This window comes from Pseudomonas fluorescens, from assembly GCF_041354075.1.
GTDB lineage: Bacteria > Pseudomonadota > Gammaproteobacteria > Pseudomonadales > Pseudomonadaceae > Aquipseudomonas > Aquipseudomonas fluorescens_CE.
On the sequence record NZ_JARZGC010000012.1, the window covers coordinates 127,525 to 139,849 of the forward strand.

Here is a 12,325-nt window from a genome sequence, read left to right on the forward strand (position 1 = left end):
TAGGCCGGTGAATATCATGCGAAGCGCGCGCCATTAGCGGAGCTTGCTTCAGAGGGTAGTTAATTGAACGATATGGCAAAGAATCTGATCCTGTGGTTGATCATCGCGGCTGTCCTGGTGACGGTGATGAACAACTTCTCCAGTCCTAACGAGCCGCAGACCCTCAACTATTCCGACTTCATCCAGCAGGTCAAGGATGGCAAGGTCGAGCGCGTAGCGGTTGATGGCTACGTGATTACCGGCAAGCGCAACGATGGCGACAGCTTCAAGACCATCCGTCCTGCGATTCAGGACAATGGCCTGATCGGCGACCTCGTGGACAACCACGTCGTGGTCGAAGGCAAGCAGCCGGAGCAGCAAAGCATCTGGACTCAACTTCTGGTCGCCAGCTTCCCGATCCTGGTGATCATCGCCGTGTTCATGTTCTTCATGCGCCAGATGCAAGGTGGCGCGGGGGGCAAGGGCGGGCCGATGAGTTTCGGCAAGAGCAAGGCGCGCCTGCTGTCCGAAGACCAGGTGAAAACCACCCTGGCTGACGTCGCCGGTTGCGATGAAGCCAAGGAAGAAGTGGGCGAGCTGGTCGAATTCCTGCGCGATCCGGGCAAGTTCCAGCGCCTGGGCGGTCGTATTCCTCGCGGCGTGCTGATGGTCGGCCCTCCGGGTACCGGTAAAACCTTGCTGGCCAAGGCAATCGCCGGTGAAGCCAAGGTGCCGTTCTTCACCATTTCCGGTTCCGACTTCGTCGAAATGTTCGTGGGTGTCGGTGCCAGCCGTGTTCGTGACATGTTCGAACAGGCCAAGAAACACGCTCCGTGCATCATCTTCATTGACGAAATCGATGCCGTCGGTCGTCACCGTGGTGCCGGCATGGGCGGCGGTCACGACGAGCGCGAGCAGACCCTCAACCAGTTGCTGGTAGAGATGGACGGCTTCGAAATGAATGACGGCATCATCGTCATCGCGGCCACCAACCGTCCTGATGTATTGGACCCTGCGCTGCTGCGTCCCGGCCGTTTCGACCGTCAGGTCGTGGTCGGTCTGCCGGACATCCGTGGCCGTGAGCAGATCCTCAAGGTTCACATGCGCAAGGTGCCCATGGGTGACGACGTCGCTCCAGCGGTCATCGCCCGTGGTACTCCAGGCTTCTCGGGTGCCGACCTGGCCAACCTGGTGAACGAGGCGTCGTTGTTCGCCGCCCGTACCGGCAAGCGCATCGTAGAAATGAAAGAGTTCGAGCTGGCCAAAGACAAGATCATGATGGGTGCCGAGCGCAAATCCATGGTCATGTCCGAAAAAGAAAAACAGAACACCGCATATCACGAGGCAGGTCATGCCATCGTCGGTCGCGTGGTTCCCGAGCATGACCCGGTCTACAAGGTCTCGATCATCCCGCGCGGTCGAGCGCTGGGTGTGACCATGTTCCTGCCGGAAGAAGATCGCTACAGCCTGTCCAAGCGCGCATTGATCAGCCAGATCTGCTCGCTGTACGGCGGCCGAATTGCCGAAGAGATGACCTTGGGCTTCGATGGCGTCACCACCGGTGCGTCCAACGACATCATGCGTGCCAGCCAGATTGCGCGGAACATGGTGACCAAGTGGGGCTTGTCGGAAAAACTCGGTCCGTTGATGTACGCCGAAGAAGAGGGTGAGGTGTTCCTGGGTCGCGGCGGCGGTGGTCAGAACGCCAGCTTCTCCGGCGAAACCGCCAAGCTCATCGACTCCGAAGTGCGCAGCATCATTGACCAGTGCTACGGCACCGCCAAGCAGATCCTCACGGATAACCGTGACAAGCTGGACGCCATGGCCGATGCCTTGATGAAGTACGAAACGATCGATGCCGAGCAGATCGACGACATCATGGCGGGTCGTACCCCTCGCGAGCCCCGCGACTGGCCGGGCGGTACCGGCAGTTCCGGAACGCCTCCGGTGGTGCAGGATCCGCGTCCGGAAACACCGATCGGCGGTCCCGCTGCTGACGTCTAAGGTTTGAAATGACTTCTGTTCAGTCCTCGACCCGGTTGCCTTGCGGCAACCGGGTTCTTGATTTGGCCCATACGCATGTCATGGGCATTCTCAATGTCACTCCTGATTCCTTCTCCGATGGCGGCCGGTTCAGCCAGCTCGATGCGGCCTTGTGCCACGCCGAGGCGATGGTGCTGGCGGGTGCCACGCTGATCGACGTCGGTGGCGAATCGACCCGGCCTGGGGCCAGGGCGGTGTCGCCGATCGAAGAGCTGGAGCGTGTCGCGCCGATTGTCGAGCGCATCAGTCGCGAGCTGGACGTGATCATTTCGGTGGATACGTCCACGCCGGCCGTCATGCGCGAAACGGCGCGGCTCGGTGCGGGGCTGATCAATGATGTTCGCTCGCTGCGGCGCGAAGGCGCCCTGGATGCGGCGGCCGACACCGGCCTGCCGGTCTGTCTGATGCACATGCTCGGCGAGCCGGGCGATATGCAGGATAATCCGCAGTACCAGGACGTCACCCGCGAGGTAGCCGGGTTCCTCGCCGAACGCATGGCGCAGTGCGCGGCCGCCGGGATTCCGGCGGAACGAATTATTCTTGATCCGGGTTTTGGTTTCGCCAAGAATCTGGCGCACAATCTAAGCTTGTTTAAACACATGGAAGCCCTGCATGCGCTCGGGCGCCCCCTGTTGGTCGGGGTTTCGCGCAAGAGCATGATTGGTCAGGCGCTGAATCGTCCGGTTGATGAGCGACTGTCGGGTGGCCTGGCCCTCGCGGCGCTGGCATCCGTCAAAGGTGCGCGTATATTGCGCGTCCATGATGTGGCCGAAACCGTCGACGTGGTGCGAATGATCGCTGCAGTGGAATCAGCCGAATAAGAATGATGGAGCACTTATGACTAAGAAATACTTTGGCACCGACGGCATTCGTGGTCGGGTCGGCGAATATCCGATTACCCCTGAATTCATGCTCAAGCTCGGCTGGGCGGCCGGCATGGCGTTCCGCAAAATGGGCGCCTGCAAGGTATTGGTAGGTAAGGACACCCGTATTTCCGGGTACATGTTCGAATCGGCGCTCGAGGCCGGGCTGACGTCGGCGGGTGCCGACGTAATGCTCCTTGGCCCGATGCCGACACCGGCCATTGCCTACCTGACGCGTACTTTCCATGCCGAAGCCGGCATCGTGATCAGTGCTTCGCACAACCCGCACGACGACAACGGCATCAAGTTCTTCTCCGGGAAGGGCACCAAGCTGCCGGATGAAGTCGAGCACATGATCGAAGAGCTGCTCGATACCCCGATGACGGTGGTTGAATCGAGCAAGATCGGCAAGGTCTCGCGCATCAACGACGCTTCGGGTCGTTACATCGAATTCTGCAAGAGCAGCGTTCCGACCGGGACCAGTTTCGCTGGCCTGAAGATCGTGATCGACTGCGCTCACGGTGCGACCTACAAGGTGGCGCCGAGCGTGTTCCGGGAGTTGGGTGCCGACGTCGTTGTGCTGAGCGCGCAACCCAATGGCCTGAACATCAATGACAATTGCGGTTCGACCCACATGGGTCCTTTGCAGGCGGCCGTGCTGGCCGAGCATGCCGATCTGGGCATCGCCTTCGATGGCGATGGCGACCGGGTGCTGATGGTCGATCACACGGGGGCGGTGGTCGATGGCGATGAGCTGCTGTTCATCATTGCCCGCGACCTGCATGAGCGCAACATGCTCAAGGGCGGTGTGGTCGGGACGTTGATGAGTAACCTGGGGCTGGAACTGGCCCTTGCGGACCTGTCGATTCCCTTCGTGCGTGCCAATGTCGGTGACCGCTATGTCATCGCTGATCTGCTGGAGCGCAATTGGCTGGTTGGCGGGGAGAACTCGGGCCATATCGTGTGCTTCAACCACACCACGACCGGGGATGCGATCATCGCGGCCCTGCAGGTGCTGATGGCGCTGAAGACCCGTTCCGAAACCTTGGGTCAGGCCCGTCAGGCGCTGCGCAAGTGTCCTCAGGTGTTGATCAACGTGCGTTTCGGTGGCGGCGCAAGCCCTCTGGAACATGCGGCAGTCAAGGAGGCCAGCGAGCGTGTCACCCAGGCCATGGCCGGTCGTGGGCGCGTGCTGTTGCGCAAGTCCGGCACCGAGCCGTTGGTGCGTGTCATGGTCGAGGGCGAGGACGAAACCGTGGTTCGCGGTCATGCCGAGGCACTGGCAAAACTGGTTACTGAAGTTTCTGCCTGAATTCGGCTTGCCAGCCATGATTGTGTTGGGTAACATCTGCGCCCACTTTGACCGACGAGGTACAGCATGCGTCGCCCTATGGTAGCTGGTAACTGGAAGATGCACGGTACCCGCGCCAGCGTCGCTGAGCTGATCAACGGCCTGAGTCATCTGGCCTTGCCGAGCGGTGTAGATGTCGCGGTATTCCCGCCTTGCCTGCATATCAATCAAGTGATTGATGGGTTGGAAGGAAAGTCGATTTCGGTCGGCGCGCAGAACTCTGCGGTGGAATCCATGCAAGGTGCATTGACGGGTGAAGTTGCCCCGAGCCAGTTGGTGGATGCAGGGTGTTCCCTGGTGCTTGTCGGGCACTCCGAGCGCCGCCAGATAATGGGCGAGCAGGACGATGTGCTGATTCGCAAGTTCGCAGCGGCACAGGCATGTGGCTTGATTCCGGTGTTGTGCGTGGGGGAGACCCTCGAGCAGCGTGAAGCCGGTAAAACGCTTGAAGTTGTCGGGCGTCAGCTGGACAGCGTCATCGCGGAGCTGGGTGTCGGTGCCTTTGCAAAGGCAATTATTGCTTACGAGCCGGTCTGGGCCATTGGTACCGGGCTGACGGCTTCGCCGCAACAGGCGCAGGATGTGCACGCAGCCATTCGCGCCCAGTTGGCGGCAGAGAATTCTGAGGTCGCACAAGGTGTGCGGCTTCTATACGGCGGCAGCGTGAAGGCGGCCAATGCGGTCGAACTGTTCGGCATGCCGGATATCGATGGGGGGCTCATTGGTGGAGCTTCCCTGAATGCAGATGAGTTCGGTGCGATCTGTCGCGCCGCGGGAAACTGAAAAAATGCTGGAAACAGTCGTAGTCGTTTTTCATCTGCTGGGTGCATTGGGCGTAGTTGCTCTGGTATTGCTGCAGCAGGGTAAAGGTGCGGATGCTGGCGCGTCTTTCGGAGCAGGTGCTTCAAATACTGTGTTCGGAAGCCAAGGTTCCTCTACCTTTCTCAGTAAGTTTACTGCTATACTTGCCGCCGGTTTCTTCATAACCAGCTTGGGGTTAGGTTACTTTGCTAAAGAGAAAGCTCACCAGCTGACTCAAGTAGGTTTGCCAAACCCGGCAGTGTTGGAAGTTCCAAAGCAACAACCGGCTTCTGATGATGTACCGGTGCTTCAAGAGCAAAAGTCGGCTACTCCAGCGACTGACGTGCCTCCAGCTCAAGAGCAGAAGTAAGAAGGGTTTCAAACGTAGTATTGCCGAGGTGGTGGAATTGGTAGACACGCAACCTTGAGGTGGTTGTGCCCATAGGGTGTAGGGGTTCGAGTCCCCTTCTCGGTACCAATTAGTCAGGAGAGCCCGCTGTTGCGGGCTTTCTTGCAGGTGGAAGGTTACATTGACCCTGCAGGGGATCGGTCGTATACTTCCGCCCCAGCTTTGTCGCGGGGTGGAGCAGTCTGGTAGCTCGTCGGGCTCATAACCCGAAGGTCGTCGGTTCAAATCCGGCCCCCGCAACCAGTTTCAGGAGCCCCTATTCAGGGGCTTTTTGTTAGCTGAATACTTTTTGACGCCGATGTTCAATGGCGATCTCATGTGGGCTTTTTGCCCATTTTTTATTTGCAAAGCATGCACAAGGGGGTTCAGGTGTCGAGCAAGCTAGAACAGCTGCAGGCCTTGTTGGCCCCGGTAGTCGAGGCTCTTGGCTATCAATGCTGGGGGATCGAATTCATCTCTCAAGGCAAACATTCGGTCCTGCGAATCTATATCGATAAAGAGGGCGGCATCCTGATTGATGACTGCACCGCAGTGAGCCATCAGGCCAGTGCAGTCCTCGATGTCGAAGACCCGATCAGTTCCGAATACACCCTTGAGGTGTCCTCTCCTGGCATGGATCGCCCACTGTTCACCTTGGAACAGTTTGCCTCGCATGCCGGTGAACAAGTGAAGATCAAGCTGCGCTCGCCTTTCGAAGGTCGACGCAACTTTCAGGGCCTTCTGCGTGGTGTAGAAGAGCAGGACGTTGTGGTGCAGGTAGATGACCACGAGTTCCTGTTGCCGATCGATATGATCGACAAGGCCAATATTATTCCCAGTTTTGACTGAGGCGTGCCAGATACTGCGGATCCCGCGGATCCAATGGCTTGCGAAAGGCGAGGCGTACGATGAGCAAAGAAGTACTGCTGGTTGTTGAGTCGGTATCCAATGAAAAAGGCGTACCGCCCGACGTGATTTTTGAAGCGCTGGAGGTGGCACTGGCCACCGCTACCAAAAAGCGTTTCGAGGACGAAGTTGACCTGCGTGTGGAAATCAATCGCCACACCGGTGCCTACGAGACATTCCGTCGCTGGACAGTTGTCGAGGAAGATGACCTGGACGACCCGGCGATCGAAACCTGGCCGAGCAAGGTTGCCCTGACGCATCCTGGCGCCAAGGTGGGTGATGTCGTCGAAGAAAAGATCGAGTCCATCGAATTCGGTCGTATCGCTGCACAGACTGCCAAGCAAGTCATTGTGCAAAAGGTCCGCGAAGCCGAGCGTGCTCAAGTCGTTGACGCCTATCGCGAGCGCCTGGGGGAAATCATCTCCGGCACCGTGAAGAAAGTCACCCGTGACAACGTGATCGTCGACCTGGGTAACAACGCCGAGGCGTTGCTGGCCCGTGAAGACATCATCTCTCGCGAAACCTTCCGTGTGGGTGTGCGTTTGCGCGCACTGCTCAAGGAAATCCGCACCGAGAACCGCGGCCCGCAACTGATCCTGTCGCGTACCGCGCCGGAGATGCTGATCGAGCTGTTCCGTATCGAAGTGCCGGAAATCGCTGAAGGGCTGATCGAAGTCATGGCTGCCTCCCGCGACCCGGGTTCGCGCGCCAAGATCGCCGTTCGCTCCAAGGACAAGCGCATCGACCCGCAAGGCGCCTGCATCGGCATGCGCGGTTCGCGCGTCCAGGCAGTGTCGGGTGAGTTGGGCGGTGAGCGTGTGGACATCGTCCTGTGGGACGATAACCCGGCTCAATTCGTGATCAACGCCATGTCCCCGGCTGAGGTTGCGGCAATTATCGTTGACGAAGATGCCCACGCCATGGACATCGCCGTTGGCGCAGACAATCTGGCTCAGGCCATCGGTCGTGGTGGTCAGAACGTGCGTCTGGCGAGCCAGTTGACTGGCTGGACCCTGAACGTCATGACCGAATCGGACATCCAGGCCAAGCAGCAAGCAGAAACCGGCGATATCCTGCGCAACTTCATCGACGAGCTGGAAGTCGACGAAGAGCTGGCACAGGTGCTGGTCGATGAAGGCTTCACCAGCCTGGAAGAGATTGCCTACGTACCGTTGGAAGAAATGCTCAACATCGACGGCTTTGACGAAGAGATCGTCAACGAGCTTCGCGCTCGTGCCAAGGATCGTTTGTTGACCAAAGCCATCGCTACTGAGGAAAAGCTGGCAGACGCCCATCCGGCCGAAGACCTGCTCTCGCTTGAGGGTATGGACAAGGATTTGGCGATGGAACTGGCGGTGCGCGGCGTAATTACCCGCGAAGACCTGGCCGAGCAGTCTATTGACGACCTGCTCGACATCGACGGCATCGACGATGATCGTGCCGGCAAGTTGATCATGGCCGCCCGAGCCCACTGGTTCGAGTAATTAGGCGCGGCCTGAGGAGAGAAGTGCATGACGCAAGTCACGGTGAAACAACTGGCCGATGAGGTCAAAACACCGGTAGAGCGCCTGTTGCAGCAGATGCGTGAGGCAGGTCTGCCGCACACCGCCGCCGAAGAACATGTGACTGACAGTGAGAAGCAATCCCTGCTGACTCACTTGAAAAGCAGCCACAAGGCGAAAGTGGAAGAACCACGCAAGATCACACTGCAGCGTAAAACCACCAGCACCTTGCGTGTTGCTGGCAGCAAAAGCATCAGTGTTGAAGTCCGTAAAAAGAAAGTGTTCGTACAGCGCAGCGCGGAAGAAATCGAAGCCGAGCGCCAGCGTGAGCTGGAAGAGCGTCGCGCAGTAGAAAATGCTGCGCGCCAGAAGGCTGAAGAAGAAGCCAAGCGTCGCGCCGAAGAAGAAGCGCGCCGCCAGCCTGCTCAGGTTGAAGCGCCTGCTGCTGTTGAAGCGGTTGCCGCGCCTGCTGCTGCCGTCGAGCCTGTGCGTGAAAGCGCGCCGGTTGTCGCAGCGGCTCCTGCTCCTGTGGCCGATGCCCGCAAGCGCGACGAACAGCGTCGCCCCGACAAGCCACGTGCCGACGATAACAATCGTCGCGGCGGTGGCGATGGCGAGCGCAAAAACGCTCCGCATCGTGCTTCGGTCAAAGAGAAAGCGCCTGCACCACGTGTTGCCCCACGTACTACCGACGAAGAAAGCGATGGCTTCCGTCGTGGTGGTCGCGGCAAGGCCAAGCTGAAAAAGCGCAACGCCCACGGTTTCCAGAGCCCGACCGGCCCTGTCGTGCGTGAAGTGAAGATCGGCGAGACCATCACGGTGGGCGATCTGGCCCAGCAGATGTCGGTCAAGGCTGCCGAGATCATCAAGTTCATGTTCAAACTGGGTACTCCTGCGACCATCAACCAGGTACTGGATCAGGAAACTGCCCAACTGGTTGCCGAAGAGCTGGGCCACAAGGTGACCCTGGTCAGCGACACCGCCCTGGAAGATTCCCTGGCCGAGTCCCTGAAGTTTGAAGGTGAAGCCGTTTCCCGTGCGCCGGTCGTGACCGTCATGGGTCACGTTGACCACGGTAAAACCTCCCTGCTCGACTACATCCGTCGTGCCAAGGTGGCTGCTGGCGAAGCCGGTGGCATTACCCAGCACATCGGTGCGTACCACGTTGAAACCGACCGTGGCATGGTGACGTTCCTCGACACCCCGGGTCACGCCGCGTTTACCGCGATGCGTGCCCGTGGTGCCAAGGCGACCGACATCGTGATCCTGGTGGTTGCAGCGGACGACGGCGTGATGCCGCAGACCGTTGAAGCTGTTCAGCATGCCCAGGCCGCCGGTGTTCCGCTGGTCGTGGCGGTGAACAAGATCGACAAGCCGGGCGCCGATCTCGATCGCATCCGCAGCGAACTGTCGGCCCACGGCGTGACGTCGGAAGAATGGGGTGGTGACACGCCTTTCGTTCCGGTTTCCGCGAAGATGGGTACTGGTGTCGACGAACTGCTCGAAGCCGTATTGCTGCAAGCCGAAGTGCTGGAACTGACCGCAACCCCGTCGGCTCCTGGCCGTGGCGTGGTGGTTGAATCGCGCCTGGACAAGGGCCGTGGCCCGGTGGCTACCGTTCTGGTTCAGGACGGGACGCTGCGTCAGGGCGACATGGTCCTGGTCGGTTCGAACTATGGCCGCGTTCGCGCCATGCTCGACGAGAACGGCAAGCCTATCAAGGAAGCCGGTCCGGCCATCCCTGTCGAGATCCTCGGCCTGGACGGTACGCCGGATGCCGGCGACGAGATGAGCGTGGTTGCGGACGAGAAGAAAGCCCGTGAAGTGGCTCTGTTCCGTCAAGGCAAGTTCCGCGAAGTCAAGCTGGCCCGCGCTCACGCCGGCAAGCTAGAAAACATCTTCGAAAACATGGGTCAGGAAGAGAAGAAGACGCTCAACATCGTCCTCAAATCCGACGTCCGTGGTTCGCTGGAAGCTCTGCAAGGCGCTCTGAATGGCCTGGGCAACGACGAAGTGCAAGTGCGCGTGGTCGGTGGCGGTGTCGGTGGTATCACCGAGTCCGACGCCAACCTGGCTCTGGCCTCCAACGCTGTACTGTTCGGCTTCAACGTGCGTGCCGATGCCGGTGCGCGCAAGATCGTCGAGCAGGAAGGTCTGGATATGCGTTACTACAACGTGATCTACGACATCATCGAAGACGTCAAGAAAGCCCTGACCGGCATGCTCGGCAGCGATGTTCGCGAGAACATCCTGGGTGTGGCCGAAGTGCGTGACGTGTTCCGCTCGCCGAAGTTTGGCGCGATCGCCGGTTGCATGGTGATCGAAGGTGTCGTTCACCGTAACCGTCCAATCCGTGTACTGCGTGAAGACATCGTTATCTTCGAAGGCGAGCTGGAATCCCTGCGCCGCTTCAAGGATGACGCTTCCGAAGTACGTGCCGGCATGGAATGCGGTATCGGCGTTAAGAGCTACAACGACGTCAAAGTCGGTGACAAGATCGAAGTCTTCGAGAAGGTTCAGGTTGCTCGCAGCCTCTAACTCGCGCACTTCAGGGGCCGCACCACGCCGCAGCATGTTCATGCGCGGCACGGTGTCAGTGCTCTGAACGCAACGCCCGGTCTGGCTTCTTGTCAGGCCGGGCGTTTGCCGCTTTCAGACCCTGCGGATTTCACCGTGGGGCAGTAACAGGTAACAAGACATGGCAAAAGAATACAGCCGTACCCAGCGTATCGGCGATCAGATGCAGCGTGAGCTGGCACAACTGATCCGTCGTGAAGTCAAAGATCCGCGCGTTGGTCTGGTGACCATTACCGCTGTTGAAGTCAGCCGTGACGTCGGTCACGCCAAGATCTTCATCACCGTGATGGGCCAGGACAACGCCGAAGACATCGCGCAAAGCATCAAGGTGCTCAACTCGGCCGCCGGTTTCCTGCGCATGCAGCTGGCCCGCGAAATGAAGTTGCGCAGCGTTCCACAGCTGCACTTCCACTACGACGAAAGCGTCGTGCGTGGTGCGCACCTGTCGGCCCTGATCGAGCGTGCGGTGGCTGAAGACAGTCAGCACCCGGTTGCGGCAGAAGCCGAAGACACCAAGGAGTAACCGGTGGCTCAGGTCAAACGTATCCGTCGTAACGTCAGCGGCATCATCCTGCTCGACAAGCCGCTGGGGTTCACCTCGAACGCGGCGCTGCAAAAGGTTCGCTGGCTGCTCAACGCCGAGAAGGCGGGGCACACCGGCAGTCTCGATCCGCTGGCGACCGGCGTGCTGCCGTTGTGCTTCGGCGAGGCCACCAAGTTTTCGCAATACCTGCTCGATTCCGACAAGGGGTACGAAACCCTGGCGCAATTGGGCAAGACCACCACGACGGCGGACGCCGAAGGTGAGGTTTTGCAGGAGCGGCCGGTGACCGTTGGTCGATCCGATGTCGAAGCGGTGCTACCGAAATTTCGTGGGCAAATCAGTCAGATACCGCCGATGTATTCGGCGCTCAAGCGTGATGGGCAGCCGCTGTACAAGCTCGCTCGTGCAGGTGAAGTAGTGGAGCGCGAACCGCGTTCTGTTACTATTGCGCGCTTGGAATTGCTGGCCTTCGAAGGTGATACTGCTCGGCTTGCGGTGGATTGCAGCAAAGGCACCTATATCCGGACCCTGGTGGAGGATATTGGTGAGCAACTCGGTTGTGGCGCTTACGTTGCAGAACTGCGACGGACCCAGGCCGGGCCTTTCACGCTGGCGCAGACGGTCACGCTCGAAGAGCTCGAAGCGGTACATGCCGAAGGCGGCAACGAAGCGGTTGATCGTTTCCTGATGCCATCGGACAGCGGCCTGCTGGATTGGCCGCTGCTGCAGTTCTCGGAAGCGAGCGCGTTCTACTGGCTCAACGGCCAACCGGTACGTGCCCCCGACGCTCCGAAATTCGGCATGGTGCGGGTACAGGATCACAATGGCCGCTTCATCGGTATCGGTGAAGTGAGCGAAGACGGGCGCATTGCGCCACGTCGACTGATTCGGTCGGAATGACCGAAACCGGTCTGTGTAAAAGCAGGCCGGCGAGGGTGGCTGTTAGCAGGCACGGTCACAACTCATTTTTAGATACAGGGATTTGTCCCTGGCCTGTTGAAGCTGTTTCCCTGAAACAGTTTCCTGATAAAAGGATTGCCTCATGGCTCTCGACGTTCAAGAAAAAGCTCAAATCGTTGCTGACTACCAGCAAGCTGTTGGTGACACTGGTTCGCCAGAAGTGCAAGTTGCACTGCTGACCCACAACATCAACAAACTGCAAGGTCACTTCAAGGCCAACGGTAAAGATCACCACTCCCGTCGTGGTCTGATCCGCATGGTAAACCAGCGTCGCAAGCTGCTGGACTACCTGAAAGGCAAGGACGTGAGCCGTTACAGCGCTCTGATCGCTCGCCTGGGTCTGCGTCGCTAATCAGCGATTGCGCTAGAGGTTGGTTGTCTGTCGTACGTCAGTGGGTTTCCCGCTGGCGT

11 protein-coding genes and 2 tRNA genes are annotated in these 12,325 nt (G+C 59.2%); all 13 read left to right on the plus strand.

The annotated features are described in order from the left end of the window. Positions 1–72: 72 nt before the first annotated feature. A complete protein-coding gene (ftsH, locus tag QIW53_RS17170; RefSeq protein WP_371050791.1) occupies positions 73–1,983 on the plus strand; it encodes an ATP-dependent zinc metalloprotease FtsH in 1,911 nt (636 codons plus the stop codon). Positions 1,984–1,991: 8 nt separating this feature from the next. Further along, positions 1,992–2,843 (plus strand): dihydropteroate synthase, encoded by an 852-nt coding sequence (folP, locus tag QIW53_RS17175; protein WP_371050793.1) that lies wholly within the window; start codon positions 1,992–1,994, stop codon positions 2,841–2,843. Between the two features lie 16 nt (positions 2,844–2,859). Then, positions 2,860–4,197 carry a phosphoglucosamine mutase gene (glmM, locus tag QIW53_RS17180; protein ID WP_371050795.1) on the plus strand — a complete coding sequence of 446 codons (1,338 nt, stop codon included), beginning with the start codon at positions 2,860–2,862 and terminating at the stop codon, positions 4,195–4,197. A gap of 66 nt (positions 4,198–4,263) precedes the next feature. Next, positions 4,264–5,019 (plus strand): triose-phosphate isomerase, encoded by a 756-nt coding sequence (gene tpiA, locus QIW53_RS17185; protein WP_371050797.1) that lies wholly within the window; start codon positions 4,264–4,266, stop codon positions 5,017–5,019. Between the two features lie 4 nt (positions 5,020–5,023). After that, the gene (gene secG, locus QIW53_RS17190; protein WP_017336473.1) at positions 5,024–5,407 is read left to right on the plus strand and encodes a preprotein translocase subunit SecG; all 384 of its coding nucleotides are present in this window, start codon (positions 5,024–5,026) and stop codon (positions 5,405–5,407) included. A 22-nt stretch (positions 5,408–5,429) separates the two neighbouring features. Then, positions 5,430–5,515: transfer RNA gene (locus QIW53_RS17195), tRNA-Leu, on the plus strand. A 97-nt stretch (positions 5,516–5,612) separates the two neighbouring features. Next, positions 5,613–5,689, plus strand: a tRNA-Met gene (locus tag QIW53_RS17200). Positions 5,690–5,815: 126 nt separating this feature from the next. Beyond that, positions 5,816–6,274, plus strand: a complete 459-nt coding sequence (gene rimP / locus QIW53_RS17205) for a ribosome maturation factor RimP (protein ID WP_085578886.1) — start codon at positions 5,816–5,818, stop codon at positions 6,272–6,274. A 59-nt stretch (positions 6,275–6,333) separates the two neighbouring features. Next, positions 6,334–7,815, plus strand: a complete 1,482-nt coding sequence (nusA, locus tag QIW53_RS17210; protein ID WP_371050798.1) for a transcription termination factor NusA — start codon at positions 6,334–6,336, stop codon at positions 7,813–7,815. Positions 7,816–7,842: 27 nt separating this feature from the next. Beyond that, a complete protein-coding gene (gene infB / locus QIW53_RS17215; RefSeq protein ID WP_371050799.1) occupies positions 7,843–10,371 on the plus strand; it encodes a translation initiation factor IF-2 in 2,529 nt (842 codons plus the stop codon). Between the two features lie 160 nt (positions 10,372–10,531). After that, on the plus strand, positions 10,532–10,933 hold the full coding sequence (rbfA, locus tag QIW53_RS17220) for a 30S ribosome-binding factor RbfA (RefSeq protein ID WP_192309540.1): 402 nt from the start codon (positions 10,532–10,534) through the stop codon (positions 10,931–10,933). Between the two features lie 3 nt (positions 10,934–10,936). Continuing rightward, positions 10,937–11,854 (plus strand): tRNA pseudouridine(55) synthase TruB, encoded by a 918-nt coding sequence (gene truB, locus QIW53_RS17225; RefSeq protein ID WP_008024455.1) that lies wholly within the window; start codon positions 10,937–10,939, stop codon positions 11,852–11,854. A gap of 142 nt (positions 11,855–11,996) precedes the next feature. Further along, the gene (gene rpsO, locus QIW53_RS17230; RefSeq protein WP_003197723.1) at positions 11,997–12,266 is read left to right on the plus strand and encodes a 30S ribosomal protein S15; all 270 of its coding nucleotides are present in this window, start codon (positions 11,997–11,999) and stop codon (positions 12,264–12,266) included. Positions 12,267–12,325 lie beyond the last annotated feature (59 nt).

Excerpts from the sequence above, each read along its gene's own strand:
- ftsH (WP_371050791.1), top strand. The coding sequence starts at position 73 with ATGGCAAAGAATCTGATCCTGTGGTTGATCATCGCGGCTGTCCTGGTG.
- folP (WP_371050793.1), top strand. The coding sequence starts at position 1,992 with ATGACTTCTGTTCAGTCCTCGACCCGGTTGCCTTGCGGCAACCGGGTT.
- glmM (WP_371050795.1), top strand. The coding sequence starts at position 2,860 with ATGACTAAGAAATACTTTGGCACCGACGGCATTCGTGGTCGGGTCGGC.
- tpiA (WP_371050797.1), top strand. The coding sequence starts at position 4,264 with ATGCGTCGCCCTATGGTAGCTGGTAACTGGAAGATGCACGGTACCCGC.
- secG (WP_017336473.1), top strand. The coding sequence starts at position 5,024 with ATGCTGGAAACAGTCGTAGTCGTTTTTCATCTGCTGGGTGCATTGGGC.
- nusA (WP_371050798.1), top strand. The coding sequence starts at position 6,334 with ATGAGCAAAGAAGTACTGCTGGTTGTTGAGTCGGTATCCAATGAAAAA.
- infB (WP_371050799.1), top strand. The coding sequence starts at position 7,843 with ATGACGCAAGTCACGGTGAAACAACTGGCCGATGAGGTCAAAACACCG.
- rbfA (WP_192309540.1), top strand. The coding sequence starts at position 10,532 with ATGGCAAAAGAATACAGCCGTACCCAGCGTATCGGCGATCAGATGCAG.
- rpsO (WP_003197723.1), top strand. The coding sequence starts at position 11,997 with ATGGCTCTCGACGTTCAAGAAAAAGCTCAAATCGTTGCTGACTACCAG.